Genomic DNA, 20,321 nt, shown 5'->3' with positions numbered 1-20,321 from the left:
CTACTTTCCTCCAGAGGGCCAGATTCGGCGCAGGCGGGCAAGGAACCGACCGGCGGTCACCGGCGTGATCGCGACGATCACCTGGCCCTTGTGGTTCGTGGTGGGCGTGACGAGGTGCAGCCGGACGCCGCGCCGGGCCAGCCGCCGGGGCGCGGCGACGGGACGGTCGGTACGCAGTGGCGCCGAGCCGACCCCGCCCAGGGTCGACACCTCGGCGCGCACGGTCCGCCGTTCCCCCTTCGCCGCGACGACCGCCAGCAGCCGGTCCACCGCGAAGTCCGTCCGTACGACGGTACCGGGACCGCCCGGCGTCGCCGACGTCACACCCGTCAGGTCGCCCACGCTGACCCGCAGGGCCTCGGCGCTCAACTCGGCCAGCTCGGCCCGGCGGCTCTGCGCGGTGATCACCAGGGCGCGGGCGCCGGCGTCGTCCCGCCCCCAGGCCAGCCCGGTCGCGGTCAGCTTGGCCAGCAGGGTGGCGGCGCGGTCGGTGACGTCGTACCAGTCGTCCGGGTAGCCGAAGGCGGGGTCACGGAAGCCGACGTGGTGGGCGTACCAGCGGCCGTCGGCGATCGTGACCTCGGGCAGCGTCTTGTCCGCCTGCTGCCCGATCAGCTCGCGCAACGCGTCGAGACCGCCGTCGCGTGCCACGGCCAGCCGCAGCCGCTCCTCGGGCGCCATCCGGCTGAGCACGCCCTCGGTCAGGTACGCCTCCGCCAGCTTGCGGACCCGGTCGTGGACGTGCTCCTGCACGTCGGGCGAGAGGGCGAGGAACTCCGTCCGGAGCAGCTTCGCCACCTCCCAGCTGAAGTGGCGGACCAGCACCGCGTCCCGGCGGGGTCCCGGCCCGATCAGGCCGGCGACGTACCCGACGAGTTCCTCGGCGCAGCGCAGTCGCTCCTCGAACCGGCTGGCGTAGGTGATGTTCTGGGCGTTGTCCCGCTTGACGGCGTAGTAGTAGTCGTAGTCGCCGAGGACCGAGACCTTCTTCGCCCGGAAGCAGGCCGCCAGCGTGAACGGCTGGTCGCTGCCCATCGGCATGTCGGTGCGGAAGCGCAGGCCGTGCCGCTCGACCAGATCCCGCCGGAACAGCTTGGTGTTGGACAGCGACCACGGCAGCGCGCTGTCGAACAGGTCGAGTCGCTCCTGGGTGGTGGCGTAGACGGCCTGGTGCACGTAACGCTTGTTGGTGCCGACCATCCGGCCGAGCACCACGTCGGAGTCCCACCGGTCGGCGGCGTCGACCAGGCGCTCCAGGGCCTCCGGCCCGAGGTGGTCGTCCGAGCCGACGAAGAAGACGTAGCGGCCGCGGGCGTGGTCCAGCGCCAGGTTGCTCGGTGCGGCCGGGCCGCCCGAGTTGGCCTGGTGCAGCACCCGGACCGTCCCCGGGTAGCGCTCGGCGTAGCGGTCCAGCTCCGCGCCGCTGCCGTCGGTGGAGCCGTCGTCGACGGCGACCACCTCCAGCCGGTCCCGGCCGATGGTCTGGCCGACCAGCGAGTCCAGGCAGGCGCTCAGGTAGGGCATCGTGTTGTAGACGGCGACGATGACGCTGACGTCCGGCGTGCTCATCCGATTCTTCTCCATCGCCGTGTTCCTGTGGGCGGGGATCCGCCGCCGGCAACGGGCGCACGCGTCGAGGATCCTCGACGCGCTGAGAGCGACCTCGCCTGCGCCGTCCGCGCCGCACGGCCGCGGCACCGGACGGAACCTCCGCGAGTGTACGGCACGGCGACGACCGCCCGGGGCATCCGGCGAGCGCTCCGGCGAGCCGGAATCGGCCGGTCGACACGGGCGCGTGGACGCGGCCACGACCAGCCTGCTTGCTAGTCTCACCCAGGGCTGGAACACCTGCGAGGGGCGCACGTTGGTGACGGAATCGGCAATCGGTAGGGACGCGGCCACCGACGGGGCCGACCCCGGGGAGCGGGACGGGCGGGCGACCGGGTCGCCGGGCGACCGGACCCGGGTGCGACGGCTGCGACGGTCGCTGCTCGCCGCCTGGCCGGCGCTCGTGGGTTACGCGGCCGTCCGCGCCGTCGGGCTGGTCACCTTGGCGATCTGGGGCCACGCCCGGAACGCGTCGTTCCCCAAGCAGGTCGGCAACCGGGCCGACGCCAGCTGGTACCTGGCCATCGCCGAGCACGGGTACGACCGGGCGGAGACCCTCCAGAGCAACCTGGCGTTCTTCCCGTTCTATCCGCTGCTGACCCGCTTCGCCGAGCCGCTGTCCCCGTTCCAGTTCCGGGGCACGGCGATCGCGCTGGCCTGGTTGGCCTCGCTGGCCGCCGCCTGGGGACTGTTCGCGGTCGGCAACCACCTGCACGACCGGCGCACCGGGGTGCTGCTGGCGGTGGTCTGGGGCCTGCTGCCGCACGCGATCGTCGAGTCGATGGCGTACACCGAGGGGCTCTTCACGGCGCTGGCCGCCTGGTCGCTGTACGCCGTGCTGACCGGCCGGTGGCTCACCGCCGGCGTGCTCTGCCTCGTCGCCGGGGCCACCCGACCCACCGCGACCGCGATCATCCCGGTGGTGATGCTGGCCGGGCTGATCGCGCTGGTGCGGCGGCAGGGCACCTGGCGTCCGGCGGTGGCCCTGCTGCTGGCGCCGCTGGGCTGGCTCGGCTACGTCGGCTGGGTGGGCTGGCGGACCGGGCGGGTGGACGGCTGGTTCCGGATCCAGACCGAGGGCTGGCACTCGACCTTCGACGGCGGCGCGGGCACCCTGAAGTTCACCGGGGTCACGCTGGACCAGCCGGCCAAGCTCCAGTTCTACCTGATCGTCGCGGTGCTGGCGACCAGCCTGGTGCTGATGGCGCTGAGCGTCGTCGACCGGCAGCCCTGGCCGCTGCTGGCGTACAGCGGGCTGCTGCTGATCACCACGATCGGCGCCTCCGGATACTTCAACTCCAAGGCGCGCTTCCTGGTGCCGGCGTTCGCGCTGCTGCTTCCCGTGGCCCGCGGGCTCGCCACCGCCCGCCCCGCGCGGGCGGTGATCATCCTGCTCGGGATGACCGCCGCCTCGGCCTACCTCGGTGGCTACCTGCTGCTGGTCTGGCCGTCCTCGCCCTGACCGCCGCCGCCGGTCACCGGGTGACCGGCCGCACGTCCCACAGCCACACGTCGCGCACCCGTTGCCCCGGCCCGAAGCAGGCGTCCAGGAACGCCTTCAGCTCGGCCTCGTGGGCGTGCCGGGGCAGCACCACCGCGTCCGCCCGCCACCAGCGCACGTCCGCCAGCGCCTGGTCGCGCTCCGCGGCGCTGACCGTCGGCGGCCGGGTACCCGCGCCGATCGCGGTGAGCAGCACCGCGGTCGGGCGCGGCGGGGTGCCCCAGCGACCGGTGTCGTCGGTCGGCGAGGTCGGCCCGAGGAAGTAGCCCTGCGGCACGGCGAAGCCGGTCAACGCCGCGGAACCCCAGTTGATCGAGGTCATGTTGTGCACCGGCACGGGCACCAGCGTCCGCCCCTCGGCGACGTGCCCGCGCCACTCGCCGGACGTGACGAACCGGGGCACCGGCACCCGCCCCTTCGCCGGCAGCGGCGTCGGCAGCATCGGCAGCAGCGCGCCGACCAGCGCCGCCGCGGTCAGCAGGCGCAGCGGCGCGGCCACCTGCGGCACCCGCGCCGCCAGGCCGTCGAGCCGGGCCACGGCGAGCGCCAGCAGCAGCCCGAACGCGACCGTGGTGATCAGCGCGAACCGGGCGATCACCATGGCATCCACGATCGGCAGGTCGCGCAGGAGCGCGAACGGCGCGGGCACGTCGCTCTTCTCCGGCCCCCAGCTCAGCGTCGAGCCGAGCGCGAAGACGCCGGAGACCAGCGCCACCACGGCCAGCACCCGGACGGCCAGCTCCCGGCGGAGCCCGACGACCGCCGCGGCCACCAGCACGACCACCGGCCAGCCGTAGAAGCTGGCCTGCTCGGTGGTGTTCGGCGCCAGCCCCTGGGCGCTGTCGGGCCCGCCACCGATCGACTCCGTCGCGTAGGCCACGAACGAGCGCACCCGCAGGGTGTAGACGTCCGGATCGCCCGGGTGCCCGATCCGGTGCTGCGGCCCGGCGAACTGCATCCACAGCGGGTAGGCGGTGACCAGCAGCACCAGCCCGCCGGCCACCGCCAGCGCGCCGAGCGCCCGCGGGGCCAGCCGGACCGTCTCCCGGGGCCGCAGCGCCAGGTGCGCCACCGTGGCCATCAGCGCGCCGAGGGCGACCAGGAAGAGGATCTCGACGGAGATGAAGAACTGGGTCGCGACCAGCGCCCCCAGGATCAGGCCGTCCCGGACCGGAGCGACCGACCGGGTCATCCGGACGATCCGCCACACCAGGAACGGCACCAGCCACTGCGCGGTGATGTGCGGGTGTCCGTTGGAGTGGGTCACCATCGCCGGGGCGAATCCGCAGAACAGACCACCGACCACGGCGGCGGCCCGGTTGCCGGTCAGGTGCCGGTCGAGCACCCAGTACCAGGCGAAGGCGGTGCCGGCCAGGTTCAGCGTGATCAGCAGGAGGTAGGACAGCGGCGCGCCGCCGAGCAGCGTGACCGGCGTCAACAGGATGCCCGGCAGTTGCATCCCCACGTTCGACATCAGGTTCACGCCGTCCGGCGCGTTCTGCAGCGTGGTGAAGAACGGATTCTCCAGGTTGCTCACCGCGTGCGCGGCGTACGCCAGCATCCACTCGTTGAACCCCTGGTCGTCCGGCCGGCTGCCGAGCAGCCGACCGTCGACGTCGAGCCACCCCCGTCCGGTGACCCAGAGGGCGCCGGCCACGAACGCCACGGCGACGATCAGGTCGACGAGGCGGCGCCCCGACCACCACCGGCGGTCCGGGGGAGGCGGGGCGTCGGTGACCAGTGGGTCGCGGGTGGCCGCCGGGGTCGGCGATGCCAACGCGGCCGGCGGTACGCTCGGGGCGGTCCCGCTCCCGGCCACAGCTTCCGGCGGGGCGGCGGGCGGGCTGCTCGTGGGCTTGCCGGTGGGATGTGCCGTCGTCACACCGGCGAATCCTACGGGTCGACCGACGGCCGACGTCGCGACACCGGCCGCGGCGCGAAGGTGACGGCCAGGCGACATGTGGTTGACACTTGCCTCGCGCTCGGTGCGGGAATTTGGCGGTCACGTCCGGCTGAGGCAGAATTCGTCTCTGACTCAAGGGACAGCGCCTGCCGACGCGCAGCTGCCTTTCACGAGATCACACGAGGAGTCGTTCAGTTGAAGGTCATCAGCGTCGTCGGGGCACGCCCTCAGCTGATCAAGCTCGCTCCCATCGCCGCCGCGTTCGCCGGCACCGAGCACGAGCACCGGATCGTGCACACCGGCCAGCACTACGACGCGGACCTCTCCGACGTGTTCTTCTCCGGACTCGGCATCCCCGACCCGGACATCCACCTCGGGATCGGCTCCGGCTCGCACGGCGTGCAGACGGGCAAGGCCCTCGCCGCGCTGGACCCGGTCTTCGAGGCCGAGAAGCCCGACTGGGTGCTGGTCTACGGCGACACCAACTCGACCCTCGCCGGTGCGGTTTCCGCGGTCAAGCTGCACCTGCCCGTCGCCCACCTGGAGGCGGGCCTGCGCTCCTTCAACCGGATGATGCCGGAGGAGCACAACCGCATCCTCACCGACCACGCGGCGGACCTGCTGCTCGCGCCCTCCGACGAGGCGATGCGCCACCTGTCCGCCGAAGGGCTCGCCGCCCGGTCCGTCATGGTCGGCGACGTGATGGTCGACGTGTGCCTCGGTGTCCGGGACGCCGTCCTGGCCGGCCGGCACCCCGCGCCCGCGCTGCCGGAGGGGATCCGCGCCGACGAGCCGTACCTCCTGGCCACGCTGCACCGGGCGGAGAACACCGACTCGCGCACGCGGCTCGCCGCCCTGCTCGACGGCCTGGCCGACCTGCCCGTCCCGGTGGCGCTGCTGGCGCACCCGAGGCTGGTGGCCAAGGCCGAGGAGCACGGGCTGAAGCTGGGCCGCGGCGCCGTGCACGTCGGCCGCCCGCTGCCGTACGCCGGCATGGTGGCCGCGGTGCTCGGGTCGGCCGGTGTGGTGACCGACTCCGGCGGCCTGCAGAAGGAGGCGTACCTCCTCTCCCGGCCGTGCACCACGCTGCGACCGGAGACCGAGTGGGTCGAGACCCTGGCCGACGACTGGAATCGCCTGGTGCCGGATCCGTCCGCCCACTCCCGCGCCGAATGGATCGAGATCGCCACCCGACCGGCGCCCACCGCCGCCCAGGGCACGCCGTACGGCGACGGCCGGGCGGCCCAGCGGGTCGTCGAGACCCTCGCCGCGAAGTGACCCTGCCCGCCGACCGAGAGACTCGGGGTGTTCGCCCGACCATGACGCCATCCCTCGACATGTCGAACTCCGCCGCGAACGGCCGCCCCACGTCCGGCCGCGGTCGTCGTCCGCACCTCATCTACCTGGCCATCGGGTTCCCGCCCGCGGCCAAGAGCTGCGCCTACCGGATGCGGGAGACGGCCAACCAGTTCCGCCGGATCGGCTGGGACGTCACCGTGGTGACGATCACGGCCGCCTCCTGGGAGCGGGACTCGGGCCTCGACTACAGCCTCCTGGACCAGGTCGATCCCGAGATCAAGGTGGTGGAGCTGCCGCTGGCCCGGGAGGACCTCGAGACGGACATCCGCCAGTTCAGCGAGGAGCGCGCGCTGCGCCCGGCCAAGTGGCTGACCAACCTGCGCAAGCGGGAGAAGCGGATCTTCCCGGAGCCGGTCTTCGGCAGCTGGCGGGGCGCGCTGGAGCGGGCGGTCCTCGACGTCCACCGCCAGCACCCGGCCGACCTGCTGCTGGCCAGCTGCGTGCCGTACGTGAACCTGGCCGCGGCCTGGAAGCTGTGGGAGCAGCACGGCGTGCCGTACGCGGTGGACTTCCGCGACGGCTGGTCGATCGACGTGGTCAACGGCGGTCAGGCCTTCACCCCCGACTCCGAGGCGGGGCTCTGGGAGCGCCGGATCCTGGACCACTGCCAGTCGCTCTGGGTGGTCAACGACCCGATCGCCGACCACTACCGGGCGCGCTACCCGCACGTCGCGGACCGGGTGCACGTGGTCCGCAACGGCTACGACCGGGACAGCGTCCCGGCGGTCCGTCCTCGCCGGCCCGATCCGGAGGCCGGTCTGACCTTCGGCTACCTGGGCACGGTCAACTACACCACCCACCAGCTCGGCGTGGTGCTCGACGCGTGGCGCGAGGCACGCAAGCAGGAGCCGCTGCTGCGCAACGCCCGGTTCGAGATCCGTGGGCACATCGGCGCCGGCGCCAACCGGGAGGCGAACGGGCTGACCGAGCTGATCCGCGAGGCGGCGGCCGACGGCGTCTCCTTCGGCGGCCCGGTGCGCAAGGCGGAGGTCGCCGAGACGTACGGTCGCTGGGACGCCCTCGTGCTGATCCTGATCGGCGGCCGGTACGTCACCTCCGGCAAGGTCTACGAGTACATGGCTACCGGCCTGCCGATCATCTCGGTGCACGAGGTCGACCACGACGCCTCCCGGGTCCTCGACGGTCACCCGCTGTGGACGGGCGCCTGCGGCCTGGACGAGCTGCGCCTGGTGGAGAGCTTCCGCGCGGCCGCCCGGATGGTCGTGGAGGCCACCGACGAGCAGCGGACCGGGGTCCGGCACCACGCCGACCCGTTCACCCGGGAGATCCTGATGCGGAACGCGGTCGCGCAGCTGGCGGCGCACGCCCTGGCGGAACCGCACGACCTGCCGGTCAACGGCGCGGTGGTGCGTCCGTCGGAGGCAGGCGCGACGATGGAGCAGGACGAACGATCCGGTGGGGTGCGCGCATGAGCGACGTGTTGCTGGTGACGGGGGTGGCCCCGCAGGCGGGAATTCTGAGCACGGCGGTGCAGCGGCTGCGTGAGGCCGGCGCCCGCGTTTACCTGGTCGGCGCCCTGAACCAGGACGAGATGGCGGAGGACCTCCACCTCGACGGGGTGTGCGCGCTGCCGGCGGACATCGCGAAGGACTCGCCGACACGCGCCCTGGCCCGGCAGGTGCCCGGGGAACGGGTGTGGAGCCGGATCCGGCGGGAGCCCTGGGCCCGGGAACAGGCCCGCACCGCGGACGTCCTGGTCGCGCTCGACGCGCACGCGGTCTACACGGTGTGGCGGTTCGCCCAGCGCAACCGGTCCGCCGACGCCCGCTACGGCATCCAGGCGGCGGTGCAGGCGCTGACCGAGCGCAAGGACCGCCACGGCACCGGTCCGCTCCAGCGCCTGGCCAACGGCATCCCCTCCACCACCCTGGTGCGGCAGAGCGTCAACCGGCTGATCAGCGGTGCTCCGCGGGCCGCCGTGAACGCGGTCACCGCCCGACCGATCATGCGCAGCAAGGCCGGCACCCAGCTCTGGCTGAGCGCGTTGAAGGCGCCGAAGATGCCGGACTCGGTGCGTACCAAGGTCGCCCGGCAGGTCGCCAAGGGCATGGCCTGGGCGGACCGGCCCGAGGGTGAGGCCATGGTCCTCACCGCCACGGCGAGCAAGCTCCGCAAGCCCGCCGCGCGGGCCCGGATGCTCGGCGAGGCGGCGAGCCGCGAGCTCAAGGCCGGCATGCCGCCGCGCGATCTGGACGGCGCGGTCGAGGCCCTGCTCAAGGTGGCCGACCAGCGGCACCGGGCGGACGAGAACGTGGCCGCCGCGGACCTGCTGAACCGGGCCATGACGCTGGCCTTCGACCGGGTGCTGCACATCGACCAGCTCACCTCCCCGCTGGCCGAGGACCCGGAGGGGTTCGTCGCACCGTTCCGCCGCTCGCTGGCGGCGACCACGGTGGCGAGTCCGCGGGGACGGCTCCAGCCGGCGGCGTCGCCGCCGACCGACCGACCGCTGCGGCTGCTGATCGCCACCAGCGCCAACGACAACTTCCTGAAGCTGATCCGGTCCTACTACGACGCCCACCCGGGGGTCGAGGTCCGGTTCGTCGACCTGGCGGCGAACGCCGCGCTCAAGAGCGTGACCTGGGCGTCGAAGCCGATGCTGGAGCACCGCCTGTCGGCCGACTCCACGCCCTACGGCGACAAGGCCGAGGAGCGGCTGCGCCCGTACCTCGACTGGGCGGACACGGTCTTCGTGGACTGGTGCGTGGCTCCGGCGGCGCTGTTCACCATGGTGGACCCGGGCACCACCCGGATCATCGTCCGCCTGCACAGCTACGAGGCGTTGTCGCGCTGGCCGTACATGGTGGACTTCTCCCGGATCGACGACCTGGTCTTCGTGGCCGACCACATCCGGGATCTCACCACCACCCTGGTGCCCTATCTGAAGGGCCCGGACGGGCCGCGCATGCACGTGCTGGACAACGCGATGGACCTGCGCGGGTTCCAGATCGACAAGCCGGCGGAGGCCCGCTTCCAGCTCGGCATGGTCGGCATCAGCCAGGTCGCCAAGGATCCGCGCTGGGCGATCGAGGTGCTGCGGCTGCTGCGTCGGCGCGACGAGCGGTACCGGCTGCTGCTGGTGGGCGGCGACATGAACCCCGACGTGAGCGTGGCCAGCCGGGAATACCTGGAGGCGTTCAACCGCGACGTGCGCGAGTTCGAGGCGGACGGCGCGGTGCGCCGGCTCGGGCCCACCAACGAGGTGCCGAAGATGCTCAGCGACATCGGCGTCATCATCAGCTCGTCGGTGCGCGAGGGCTGCCACTGCGGTCTCATGGAGGGCGCGGCCAGCGGCGCCGTCCCGGTGGTGCGCGACTGGCCGTTCTTCGCCGGACGGCCGAACAGCGCCCGCACGCTCTACCCGAAGGGCTGGGTCATCGGCAGTCCGGAGGAGGCGGTGGAGCGGATCCTGGAGACCACCGCGACCGAGGAGTCCTGGCGCGCCGCCGGCCGCGACGCGTCGGCGTACGCGCTGCGCGAGTGGGACTGGTCGGTCGTGCAGCACCACTTCGACCGGCTCCTGCTCGGTTCCTGACCGCACCAGGCGAGAAGGGCCCCACCGGTTCGCAACCGGTGGGGCCCTTCTTCCGTACGGCTCAGCGCGGGGCGGGCACGCGCGCCGCTCCGGCCGCGTCGTCCGCCGGACCGAGCAACTCGTCCCGCAGCTCCGCCCACTGGAGCGAGTGCTGGATGCCCTCGGCGAGGGAGAGCGTCGGCTCCCAGCCGAGGTGCCGCCGGGCCCGGTCGCTGCGGGTATAGGTGCCGGCCGAGTCACCCGGCCGGCGCGGCGCCACGACCGTGGGGATGGGCCGGCCGAGCACCGTGTTGAAGGCGTCCAGCAGCTCCCGCACCGTCGTGCCGTCGCCGGTGCCGAGGTTGAACACCTCGTACCGGCGGTCGCCGGCGAGCACCGTGTCGAACCGGCGCAGCGCCTCGACGTGGGCCTGCGCGAGGTCCCACACGTGCACGTAGTCGCGGATGCCGGAGCCGTCCCGGGTCGGCCAGTCGTTGCCGGTGACCTGGAACGTGGTGCCGGTGCGGGCCGACTCGATCATCTTTCCGAGCACGTGCGACGGGCGCGGCAGTTGCAGGCCCGTGCGCATCTTCGGGTCGGCGCCGACCGGGTTGAAGTAGCGCAGCGAGATCACCCGCAGCGGGTACGCGCGGGCGCTGTCCGCCAGCACCCGCTCGACCATCGCCTTGCTCTCCCCGTACGGGCTGGTGGCCGCGACCGGGGAGTTCTCGTCGACCGCGAAGTCGTCCCCCGGTCGGTAGATCGCCGCGGAGGAGCTGAACAGGAACCGGCCACACCCGTTGGCGACCAACGCGTCGAGGAACTCGACGGTCTTGCCGACGTTCTCCCGGTAGTAGCGCAGCGGGTGCTCGACCGAGTCCGGAACGACGATGAGCGCGGCGCAGTGCACCGCCGCCTCGATGTCCGGATGCTCGGCGAAGATCCGGTCGATCAGCGCCGAGTCCGCGATGTCACCACGGTAGAAGATGCGGTTCTGGGCGAACTCCGCCCGCCCGGTGCTGAGATTGTCCAGGATCACCGGGGTGATGCCGGCGTCCAGGCACGCCGAGGCGATGGTGCTGCCGATGAAGCCGGCGCCGCCGGCGATCAGAACCTTCACGGGTCAGCTCCGGGCCACCGGCGGGATGGCCACCGTGACGCCCTCGGCCGCGGAGCGCAGCACCGCACCGGCCACGTCGACGGTCCGCAGGCCCTGTCGGAGGGTGACGATGTCGCTCTCCTTGCCCTCGACCGCGTCGCGGAACCGCTCGTGCTCCACCAGCAGCGGCTCCCGCTTGGGAATGGCGAAGCGAACCATGTCGCCCTCGGCCACGCCCCGGAACGCGCGCAGCGCCTCCCACTCGGTGTCGATGGCGGCGTTGGCGTAGAACGTGAGGTCCGCGGTGAGCGTGTCGGCGACGAAGCAGCCCTTGTCGCCGGTGACCACCGTGGACCGCTCCTTGAGCGGGCTGAGCCAGTTGACCAGGTGGTTGACCATCGTGCCGTCGCTGAGCTGACCGACCACCGCCACCATGTCCTCGTGCAGCCGGCCGCTGCGCGAGACCGTGTGCGCCGACACGGACGTGTATTCCCGGCCGGTGACCCAGGCGGTCAGGTCGATGTCGTGGGTGGCCAGGTCCAGCACCACGCCGACGTCGGCGATCCGGTGCGGGAACGGGCCCTGGCGCCGGGTGACGACCTGGAACACCTCGCCCAGCTCACCGGCCTCCAGCCGGGTCCGCAGGCTCTGCAACGACGGGTTGTAGCGCTCGATGTGCCCCACCCCGGCCACCAGGCCGGCGGCCTCGAACGCCTCGACCAGCGTGGTGGCGGCCTCGACGGACTGGGCCAGCGGCTTCTCGATCAGCGCGCAGACGCCGTTGGCGGCCAGTTCCAGGCCGATGCTCTCGTGCAGCGCGGTCGGGCAGGCGACCACCGCGTAGTCGACGCCCAGGGCGATGAGGTCGCTCACCTCACCGACGACCGGCGCGCGCAGCGTGCCGGTCGTGTCGCCGGCCGGGTCGACGACGCCGACCAGCTCGACACCGTCCAGGTTCGACAGCACCCGGGCGTGGTTGCGCCCCATCGCGCCGAGGCCGATCAGGCCGGCCCGCAGCTTGCTCATCGGGCACCCCCGGCCAGGTTCGCGCCCTCGGCGATCCGCTCCAGTTCGGACGGGGTCAGCGACGGGTGCACCGGCAGCGAGACCACCTCGGCGGCGGCCCGCTCGGTCTCCGGCAGGTCCCACGGGCCCGGCGTGCCGTCCTGGGTCAGGTAGGGCTTCAGCCGGTGGATCGGGGTCGGGTAGTAGACCGCGTTGCCGATGCCCAGCTCGGTGAGGCGGGCCTGGGCGGCGTCGCGGTCGCCCCGGACCCGCACCGTGTACTGGTGGTAGACGTGCTTCGCGCCGTCGGCGACCGGCGGGGTGACCATGCCGGTGATGGCGGAGTCGAGGAACTTGGCGTTGGCGCGGCGCTGCTCGGTCCAGTCGGCGAGCTGGGTGAGCTGCACCCGGCCGATCGCGGCGGCGACGTCGGTCATCCGCATGTTGGCGCCGACGATCTCGTTGGCGTACCGCTGCTCCATGCCCTGGTTGCGCAGCAGCCGCAGGGTGCGGGCGAGCTCGGCGTCGGCGGTGGTGATCATGCCGCCCTCGAGGGAGTGCATGTTCTTGGTCGGGTAAAAGCTGAAGCAGCCGGCGGTGCCGAAGGCGCCGACCGGGGTGCCGTTGAGCTCGGCGCCGTGGGCCTGGGCGGCGTCCTCGACGACGGCCAGGCCGTGCTGCTGCGCGATCTCCATGATCCGGTCCATCGCGGCGGGGTGGCCGTAGAGGTGCACCGGCATGATGCCCACGGTCTTCGGCGTGATCGCGGCGGCGACCGCCTCCGGGTCGACGCAGAAGCTGCCCGGCTCGATGTCCACGAAGACCGGCTCCGCGCCGACCAGCCGGACCGCGTTGCCGCTGGCCGCGAACGAGAACGAGGGGACGATGACCTCGTCGCCCGGGCCGAACCCGAGCGCCATCAGGGTGAGTTGGAGGGCCGAGGTGCCGGAGTTGACGGCGACGCAGTGCCGCCCGGCGACCAGGTCGCCGAACTCCTCCTCGAACGCCGCGACCTCGGGGCCCTGCACGACCCGGCCGCTCCGCAGCACCCGGACAGCCGCCTCGATCTCGGCCTCGCCGATGATCGGTCGTGCTGGGGGAATGAACTCTGGATGCGGCCCAACCATGGGGCTTCCTCCTGTCGACGCGTGACTGTGGGGGACGTTCCGGGGGATGGTAACGGTCTGGGCGGCAGGCGCTGATTTCCCGCTCAGTGTCCGACCGGATGTTTCGCGCTGTTCATGATCGGCGGGTGGGCGCCGGCGACCTCGTCGTGATCACACTTCCACCTCGTCGCGGACGGGCCCCACGCATGCTACTCGCAGCGCCGCGACGATCGCGGCGGCCATCCGGGGCACCTCCGCGGTCTTCAGCGGCGCCCGGGAGATGGCCATCCGCCAGTAGATCGGCCCGACGATCAGATCGACCGCCGCCCGCCGGTCGGTGTCCGGCGAGAGCTCGCCGCGCTCGACCGCCCGGCCGATCAGGATCCGGCCGATGGCCTGCTGGTAGTCGTCCAGCGCGGCCTGGAGCTTCTCCCCGATCTGCGGATTGCGGGCCGCCTCGGCGAGCAGGTCCGGAATGATCTGCGCGGCCAGCCGGTGACGCAACGCACGCGCCATCACGTGCAGCAGGATCTCCAGGTCCCCGATCAGGCTGCCGGTGTCCAGCAGGGGCAGGTTGCGCCCGGCCACCGCCGAGACCATGTCCAGGACCAGGTCGAGCTTGGAGCGCCAGCGGCGGTAGATGGCGGTCTTGCTCACCCCGGCCCGCCGGGCCACCGCCTCGATCGACAGGCGTCCGTAGCCGACCTCGGCCAGTTCCTGCATCACGGCGGCGCGGATGGCACTGGTGATCTCCCCGCGCAGCACCGCCGCGCCGGCCGGGGCACGCCTCTTCTCGGTCGTCACGTGGAACAATGTAGCGCAACGACGGTACGGTTGCGTCCCGACGTTCGGTGGACTACCTTCCATGCAGCAGCGAGGCGGCTCCTCCCCGCCCGGCCACGCTGGATGTCTTCACCGCACTGCTCCCCATCGGCACGAAAGATCGGAGCGCCTGATCATGGCCAACACCGCGGTGGCCGACCCCGAATCCGGACTGACCCGGGCCCAACTGGCCCAGCGGTACGGGCTCCGGGTCGCCGGCGAGCGCCCACCACTGGCTGAGTACGCCCGCCGGTTGTGGGCGTACCGGCACTTCATGACCGCGTACTCGCGGGCGAAGGTCGCATCCTCGCTGAGCAACACCCAGCTCGGCCAGCTCTGGCAGGTCCTGACCCCGCTCACCAACGCGGCGGTCTACTACCTGATCTTCGGCGTGATCCTGTCCCAGCACCGGAACGTGTCGAACTTCATCGCGTACCTCTGTACCGGCGTGTTCATCTTCATGTTCACCCAGACCGCGGTGTCGAACGGCACCAGCGCGATCACCAGCAACCTGGGCCTGATCCGGGCGCTCCAGTTCCCCCGGGCGGCACTGCCGATCACGGTCACCCTGGTCCAGCTCCAGCAGCTGCTCATGTCCATGGTCGTGCTGGCCGCCATCGTGCTGCTGACCGGTGAGCCGCTCACCTTCCGGTGGCTGTTCATCGTGCCGATGCTGCTGCTCCAGACGATCTTCAACATCGGGTTGTCCATGGTGATGGCCCGGATCGGCTCGAAGGTCACCGACCTGCGGCAGATCATGCCGTTCGTGATGCGGACCTGGCTGTACGCCTCCGGCGTCCTCTACCCGGTCAGGTTGTTCCGGCAGCACCTGCCCGAGTGGGCGGCGAACCTGCTGGAGTGCAACCCCCCGCTGGTCTTCATCGAGCTGGCCCGGCACGCGCTGCTGGACTCCCACCAGCAGAACCTGGTCTCCTCCCCCACCAAGCTCTGGCTGCTCGCGGTGGGCTGGGCCGTGGTGGTGGGTACCGGCGGGTTCATCTACTTCTGGCGCGGAGAGAAGGAGTACGGCCGTGGCTGAGCAGACCCTGCCGGTGAACGCCGGCCCGGTGATCGACTCGGGCCGCATCCCCACCGTGGTGGTGGACGACGTGCACGTGATCTACCGGATCCACAAGGGCGCGACCGGCGGCACCACCCCGGTCTCCGCGCTCAAGCGGATCGCCTCCCGGACCAAGGCGCCGAACATCCGCGAGGTGCACGCCGTCAAGGGCGTGAGCTTCACCGCCTACCAGGGCGAGGCGATCGGCCTGATCGGCAGCAACGGATCCGGCAAGTCGACCCTGCTGCGGGCCATCGCCGGGCTGCTCCCGCCGGCCCGCGGCGCGGTCTACACCCAGGGCCAGCCGTCCCTGCTCGGCGTGAACGCCGCGCTGCTCAACGACCTCTCCGGCGAGCGCAACGTGGTGCTCGGCTGCCTGGCCATGGGCATGGCGCCGGAGGAGGTCAAGCGGCTCGCCCCGGAGATCATCGAGTTCTCCGGCATCAACGAGCGCGGCGACTTCGCCTCGCTGCCGATGCGCACCTACTCGTCCGGCATGGGCGCCCGGCTGCGCTTCGCGATCGCCGCCGCGAAGAAGCACGACGTGCTGCTGATCGACGAGGCGCTGGCCACCGGCGACCGGAAGTTCCGGGCCCGCAGCGAGGAGCGGGTCCGCGAGCTGCGCGCCAGCGCCGGCACGGTCTTCCTGGTCAGCCACGGCATCGGCACGATCCGGGACACCTGCGAGCGGACCATCTGGCTGGAGAGCGGCGTCCTGAAGATGGACGGCCCCACCGACGAGGTCTGTGACGCGTACGAGAACCAGAAGTAGCCCGTCGGAGCGCACCGCCCGGGCTCCCGCCCGAAGCGGTGCGCTCCGCCGTCCGCGTTAAGGTTTGCTGGTCCGTCGGTCAAAGTTCACCAACCGGTCACCGACGCACCGATCCCCTTCCACGAAGAGTGAGGAACGGCAATGACGCAGGACCACCCCACCGCCCCGGACGCCGCGCCGGCGAGCCCGGCACCCTGGCGACCCGCGCGCACGGTGGCCGTGATCCTCGCCGGAGGGACCGGGACCCGCCTCGGCCTGGGCATCCCGAAGCAACTGCTGAAGATCGCCGGCAAGCCGATCATCGAGCACACGCTTGCCGTCTTCGAGGCCGCGCCGGAGATCGACGAGATCATCGTGCTGATGGCCACCGGCCACGTGCCCGACGCCGAGCGGATCGTCGCCGGCGCCGGCTTCCGCAAGGTCACCAAGGTGATCGAGGGCGGCGACACCCGCAACGACACCACCCGCATCGCGCTCGACGCGGTCGGCGAGGGCGACGTCAACATCCTCTTCCACGACGCGGTCCGCCCGCTGCTCAGCGCCCGGATCGTGCGCGAGTGCGTGAACGCGCTCTGGAGCTACTCGGCGGTCGACGTCGCGATCCCCTCGGCCGACACGATCATCCAGGTCGACGCGGACGAGTGCATCACCGACATCCCGGTCCGGTCCAGCCTGCGCCGCGGCCAGACCCCGCAGGCGTTCCGCTCCGGCACCATCCGGGAGGCCTACCGGCGGGCCGAGGGCGACCCCGACTTCGCCGCCACCGACGACTGCGGCGTGGTGCTGCGTTACCTGCCCGGCACGCCGATCAAGGTGATCGACGGCTCGGACGAGAACATCAAGGTCACCCACCCGGTCGACGTGCACCTGGCCGACAAGCTCTTCCAGCTCGCCGCCGCGCAGGCGCCCCGGCTGACCGACCATCGCAGTTACGCCGAGGAGCTGACCGGCCGGACCATCGTGGTCTTCGGCGGCAGCTACGGCATCGGCCACGACCTCACCGAGCTGGCCCGCCGCTACGGCGCCCAGGTCTTCCCGTTCAGCCGCTCCACCACCGGCACCCACGTCGAGCGCGCCGAGGACGTGTCCGCCGCGCTGAAGACCGCGTTCGAGGCGACCGGCCGGATCGACCACGTGGTGGTCACCGCCGGCATCCTGGAGAAGGGCGCGCTCGCCGAGATGGACGACGAGACGATGGACCGTCTCCTGCACGTCAACTTCGTCGGTCCGGTCACCATCGCCCGGCAGTCGCTGCCCTACCTCCAGCAGACCAAGGGCCAGCTGCTGCTCTACACGTCCAGCTCCTACACCCGCGGCCGGGCGCGCTACGCGCTCTACTCGGCCACCAAGGCCGCGCTGGTCAACCTCACCCAGGCGCTCGCCGACGAGTGGGCGGAGTTCGGCGTACGGGTCAACTGCGTCAACCCGGAGCGCACCGCCACCCCGATGCGCACCAAGGCGTTCGGCGAGGAGCCGGAGCACACGCTGCTCGCCTCCGAGGCGGTCGCCCAGGCCTCCCTGGACGTGCTCATCTCCGAGCTGACCGGCCAGGTGGTCGACGTCCGCCGGGCCCCCGGGGAGCCGGTGGCCGCGGTGCCCGCCCAGCCCGGCGCGCACTCGGTGGAGCAGTTGCCCACCGACGTGAACGCCTGATCGACGGGACGAGCCAGATGCGTGGTGACCTGGTCCGGAAGCTGACCGCCCGAGTGCTGACGAGCGGGCTGGCGGTGCTGGCGTTCCTCGTCGTGGCGCTCACCGGCGCCACCGGCGTCGGGCTCGCCGTGGCGGTCGCCGCGCTGGCCGCCACCGCCTGGGAACGCCGGGTCCGGCCCAGCGCCGACGGTCTCGTCGAGACGGTGCTGGTGGCCGCCGGCATCCTGGTCGGCTACGCCCGCCGGGCCGACGACGGCTTCGACCCGGCGCTGGCCGCCACCGCGCTGGTCCTGCTCGGCCTGGTCCTGCTGGTCGGCCCGCTGCGCCAGGCCGGCGCGCTGGAGATCCGGGCGGCCAACCTGCCGGTCCGCACCTGGGCTCCGCCGGTCGCCGCCCGGCTCGGCGACGCCCTGCTGGTGCTGCTCGCCCTGGTCGCGCTCGCCGCCGCTCTCGTCCTGCCGGCCTGGTTGCCGCTGGCCGCCACGCTGCTGGTCGGCGCCGGCTGCGCCGCGACCGCGCTCGACCTGGCCCGGCGCCGGTTCCGCCCGCCGGCCGGGGGCGGCCCGATCGGCCGGGCGCTGCGCCGGCACCAGCCGGAGTTCGTGCTGCACTTCTCCGCCCCGCCCGGCTCGGAATACCAGGTGACCATGTGGTTGCCCTACCTGGAGCGGATCGGTCGGCCGTTCCTGGTGGTGCTGCGTGAGCCGGAGTTCCTGTCCACGGTGGCCGCCGCGACCCGCGCGCCGGTGGTCCTCTGCCCGACGCTGAAGGCCCTGGACGAGGCCCTGGTGCCCAGCCTGCGGGTGGCCTTCTACGTCAACCACGGCGCGAAGAACGCCCACTGCATCCGGTTCCACCAGCTCACCCACGTGCAGCTGCACCACGGCGACAGCGACAAGGCGCCCAGCGCCAACCCGGTGTCCGCGATCTTCGACAAGATCTTCGTGGCCGGACCGGCGGCGATCGACAGGTACGCCCGGGCCGGCGTGGAGATCCCCGCCGAGAAGTTCGTCGTGGTCGGCCGCCCCCAGGTCGAGGCCATCGAGGTACGCCGGGAGCCGGCGCCCGCGTCGGCGCACCCGACCGTCCTCTACACGCCGACCTGGACCGGGCACCACGTCGACGCCAACTACTGCTCGCTGCCGGTGGCGGAGACGCTGATCCGCCGGCTGATCGACCGCGGGGCGGCGGTGATCCTGCGCGCCCACCCCTACACCGACCGGAACCCGGCCTCGGCCCGGCAGCTCGCCCGGCTCACCGAACTGCTCGCCGCCGACCGGGCGAAGACCGGCCGGCCGCACCTGTGGGGTGCGGCGGCGGCCCGGGAGTTGACGCTGACCGAGTGCGTCAACCGCGCCGACGCGCTGGTCTCCGACGTCTCCGGCGTCATCTCCGACTGGCTCTACTCCGGCAAGCCGTACGCGGTCACCGACACCGGCGCGGACGGCGAGCACTTCGTCGAGCGGTTCCCGCTCGCGGCCTGCGGCTACGTGCTGCGCCGGGACATGTCCAACGTGGACGACGTGCTCACCGCGCTGCTCGACACCGACCCGAAGGCCGCGGGGCGCTGGACCGCCCGGAGCCGCTACCTGGGCGACTTCCCCGCCGACCGCTACGCCGAGGCGTTCCTCGACGCCGCCCGCCGCGAGCTGGAACCGGACTTCGCCGTCCCCGCGCCACGCGCGGCCGTCTGACCGCTCACAGGTACGCGTCGAGCAACGCCAGCACCGCGGCCGGGTCCTCGACGTGGGCGTTGTGGCCCAGTCCGGGCAGGGTGGCCACCGGAACGCCCAGTTCCTTGAGCTGCGCGTCGGTCACCATCGGATCCAGCTCGCCGCGGGCCAGCAGCACCGGCACGTCGACGGCGGCCAGCAGGGCGGGCAGCCGGGGCTCCCCGACCGCGAACGCGCCGGGATCCATGGCCAGCCGCCAGCGGCCGTCCCCCCGCTGGTCGCCACCGGGGTGGCCCCGGTGACCGTGGCCGTCCTCCCGGCGCAGCCCCGCGTCGACCACCGGATGGTCGGGGGCGAACAGCCCGGCCAGCCCGGCGACCCGCAGGTAGCGACGGGCCGCCTCGTCGCGGGTCGCGAACCAGGTGACCGGCCGGGCGGCCAGTTCCTCCGACTTCGCCAACTCGGCCGGCGACCAGGCCACCTTGATGCCGAGCCCGACCACGGCGTCGACCGGCAGGCCCCGCTGTCGAGCGGCCAGCGCCAGCGCCACCACGCCACCGAGCGAGTGCCCGAGCAGCACCAGCCGGTCGTTCGGGCCCAGTCGGACCGGCCCGAGGCCCTCCGCGGCGCGCTGCGCCAGGGCCGCGAACGAGTATCCGGGCAGCGGCGGCGACCAGCCGTGGCCGGCCAGGTCGGGGGCGAGCCAGCGGCCGGGCCAGCGGCGTTCCAGCAGGGGCGCCCACGGCAGCCACACCTCGCCGGTGGCGCCCATGCCGTGCAGGAGCACCAGATGACGGGTCGCCGTCGTATCGCCCATACGGCGCAGTCTGCCACCGCACGGACACAACGCGCGAGAGCGAACCCCCGCCCTCGCCCACGCCCTCGCCCGAACCTCGCCGATCTTGCAGGTGCGGCCCACGTGATGCAAGATCGCCTTCCGTTGGTGAGGCCACATCCCCGGTGGAGCGTGGCGGGTGTTTGCGGAGGTCTGGAGGCACCTGTGGTGTTCCATTCATCGCGTCGGGTGGGTGCGATGTCCGGTTCGGCGGTGGTGGGCGGCATGCTGGCGGCGGAATCGTCGGGGGGTGCGCGGCGTTGTAACCGGGTGAACGACCGAGGAAGGTGAGCGTACCCCCGCGCCGCCGACCCGCGCCCCCCGGGAATGACGGTGGGTGGCCGGTCGTTACACATGGTCCGGCGCCGCGTAGAGGCCCCCGCGCCCCGC

The 20,321-nt window shown here is 72.6% G+C and carries 15 protein-coding genes; 8 read left to right on the top strand and 7 right to left on the bottom strand.

The annotated features are described in order from the left end of the window. Complete coding sequence (locus tag ACGFI2_RS26945; RefSeq protein WP_393521949.1) at window positions 1–1,569, bottom strand: glycosyltransferase; 1,569 nt, start codon at window positions 1,567–1,569, stop codon at window positions 1–3. Between the two features lie 226 nt (window positions 1,570–1,795). Between ACGFI2_RS26945 and ACGFI2_RS26940 the strand changes: the two genes are divergently transcribed. Continuing rightward, window positions 1,796–3,070 (top strand): hypothetical protein, encoded by a 1,275-nt coding sequence (locus tag ACGFI2_RS26940; protein ID WP_393521947.1) that lies wholly within the window; start codon window positions 1,796–1,798, stop codon window positions 3,068–3,070. Window positions 3,071–3,083: 13 nt separating this feature from the next. Here ACGFI2_RS26940 and ACGFI2_RS26935 read toward each other — a convergent pair whose 3' ends face one another. After that, the gene (locus ACGFI2_RS26935; protein ID WP_393521945.1) at window positions 3,084–4,991 is read right to left on the bottom strand and encodes a hypothetical protein; all 1,908 of its coding nucleotides are present in this window, start codon (window positions 4,989–4,991) and stop codon (window positions 3,084–3,086) included. A 216-nt stretch (window positions 4,992–5,207) separates the two neighbouring features. On the opposite strand from ACGFI2_RS26935, the gene wecB reads away from it, so the two are divergent. From wecB to ACGFI2_RS26920, 3 genes are read left to right on the top strand one after another with little or no spacing between them, the layout of a single operon-like run. Beyond that, window positions 5,208–6,290 carry a non-hydrolyzing UDP-N-acetylglucosamine 2-epimerase gene (wecB, locus tag ACGFI2_RS26930; RefSeq protein WP_393521943.1) on the top strand — a complete coding sequence of 361 codons (1,083 nt, stop codon included), beginning with the start codon at window positions 5,208–5,210 and terminating at the stop codon, window positions 6,288–6,290. A 41-nt stretch (window positions 6,291–6,331) separates the two neighbouring features. Next, window positions 6,332–7,804: a glycosyltransferase gene (locus ACGFI2_RS26925; protein ID WP_393521941.1), complete on the top strand. Its 1,473-nt coding sequence runs from the start codon at window positions 6,332–6,334 to the stop codon at window positions 7,802–7,804. Next, window positions 7,801–9,927 carry a glycosyltransferase gene (locus tag ACGFI2_RS26920; protein WP_393521939.1) on the top strand — a complete coding sequence of 709 codons (2,127 nt, stop codon included), beginning with the start codon at window positions 7,801–7,803 and terminating at the stop codon, window positions 9,925–9,927. Before ACGFI2_RS26925 ends, ACGFI2_RS26920 begins: the two co-directional genes overlap by 4 nt. A gap of 61 nt (window positions 9,928–9,988) precedes the next feature. On the opposite strand, the gene galE is transcribed toward ACGFI2_RS26920, so the two are convergent. From galE to ACGFI2_RS26900, 4 genes are all read right to left on the bottom strand, one after another. Then, window positions 9,989–11,026, bottom strand: a complete 1,038-nt coding sequence (gene galE / locus ACGFI2_RS26915; RefSeq protein ID WP_393521937.1) for a UDP-glucose 4-epimerase GalE — start codon at window positions 11,024–11,026, stop codon at window positions 9,989–9,991. 3 nt (window positions 11,027–11,029) lie between these two features. After that, on the bottom strand, window positions 11,030–12,031 hold the full coding sequence (locus ACGFI2_RS26910) for a Gfo/Idh/MocA family protein (protein ID WP_393521935.1): 1,002 nt from the start codon (window positions 12,029–12,031) through the stop codon (window positions 11,030–11,032). Beyond that, on the bottom strand, window positions 12,028–13,137 hold the full coding sequence (locus tag ACGFI2_RS26905; RefSeq protein WP_393521933.1) for a DegT/DnrJ/EryC1/StrS family aminotransferase: 1,110 nt from the start codon (window positions 13,135–13,137) through the stop codon (window positions 12,028–12,030). The genes ACGFI2_RS26910 and ACGFI2_RS26905 overlap by 4 nt, the downstream gene beginning before the upstream one ends. A gap of 150 nt (window positions 13,138–13,287) precedes the next feature. Continuing rightward, window positions 13,288–13,920 carry a TetR/AcrR family transcriptional regulator gene (locus tag ACGFI2_RS26900; RefSeq protein ID WP_393521931.1) on the bottom strand — a complete coding sequence of 211 codons (633 nt, stop codon included), beginning with the start codon at window positions 13,918–13,920 and terminating at the stop codon, window positions 13,288–13,290. Window positions 13,921–14,074: 154 nt separating this feature from the next. On the opposite strand from ACGFI2_RS26900, the gene ACGFI2_RS26895 reads away from it, so the two are divergent. From ACGFI2_RS26895 to ACGFI2_RS26880, 4 genes are all read left to right on the top strand, one after another. Next, complete coding sequence (locus ACGFI2_RS26895; protein WP_393521929.1) at window positions 14,075–14,977, top strand: ABC transporter permease; 903 nt, start codon at window positions 14,075–14,077, stop codon at window positions 14,975–14,977. Further along, window positions 14,970–15,770 (top strand): ABC transporter ATP-binding protein, encoded by an 801-nt coding sequence (locus ACGFI2_RS26890; RefSeq protein WP_393521927.1) that lies wholly within the window; start codon window positions 14,970–14,972, stop codon window positions 15,768–15,770. Before ACGFI2_RS26895 ends, ACGFI2_RS26890 begins: the two co-directional genes overlap by 8 nt. 141 nt (window positions 15,771–15,911) lie before the next feature. Further along, a complete protein-coding gene (locus tag ACGFI2_RS26885) occupies window positions 15,912–17,423 on the top strand; it encodes a D-ribitol-5-phosphate cytidylyltransferase (RefSeq protein ID WP_393521925.1) in 1,512 nt (503 codons plus the stop codon). Window positions 17,424–17,440: 17 nt separating this feature from the next. Further along, on the top strand, window positions 17,441–19,117 hold the full coding sequence (locus ACGFI2_RS26880; protein WP_393521923.1) for a CDP-glycerol glycerophosphotransferase family protein: 1,677 nt from the start codon (window positions 17,441–17,443) through the stop codon (window positions 19,115–19,117). 4 nt (window positions 19,118–19,121) lie between these two features. Here ACGFI2_RS26880 and ACGFI2_RS26875 read toward each other — a convergent pair whose 3' ends face one another. Next, window positions 19,122–19,913, bottom strand: a complete 792-nt coding sequence (locus ACGFI2_RS26875) for an alpha/beta fold hydrolase (protein WP_393521921.1) — start codon at window positions 19,911–19,913, stop codon at window positions 19,122–19,124. Between the last annotated feature and the right edge of the window lie 408 nt (window positions 19,914–20,321).

This window comes from Micromonospora sp. NPDC049282, from assembly GCF_043197045.1.
Lineage (GTDB): Bacteria > Actinomycetota > Actinomycetes > Mycobacteriales > Micromonosporaceae > Micromonospora.
Note: the sequence above shows the minus strand (reverse complement) of the source record. Positions and strands in the feature narration are given on the sequence as shown.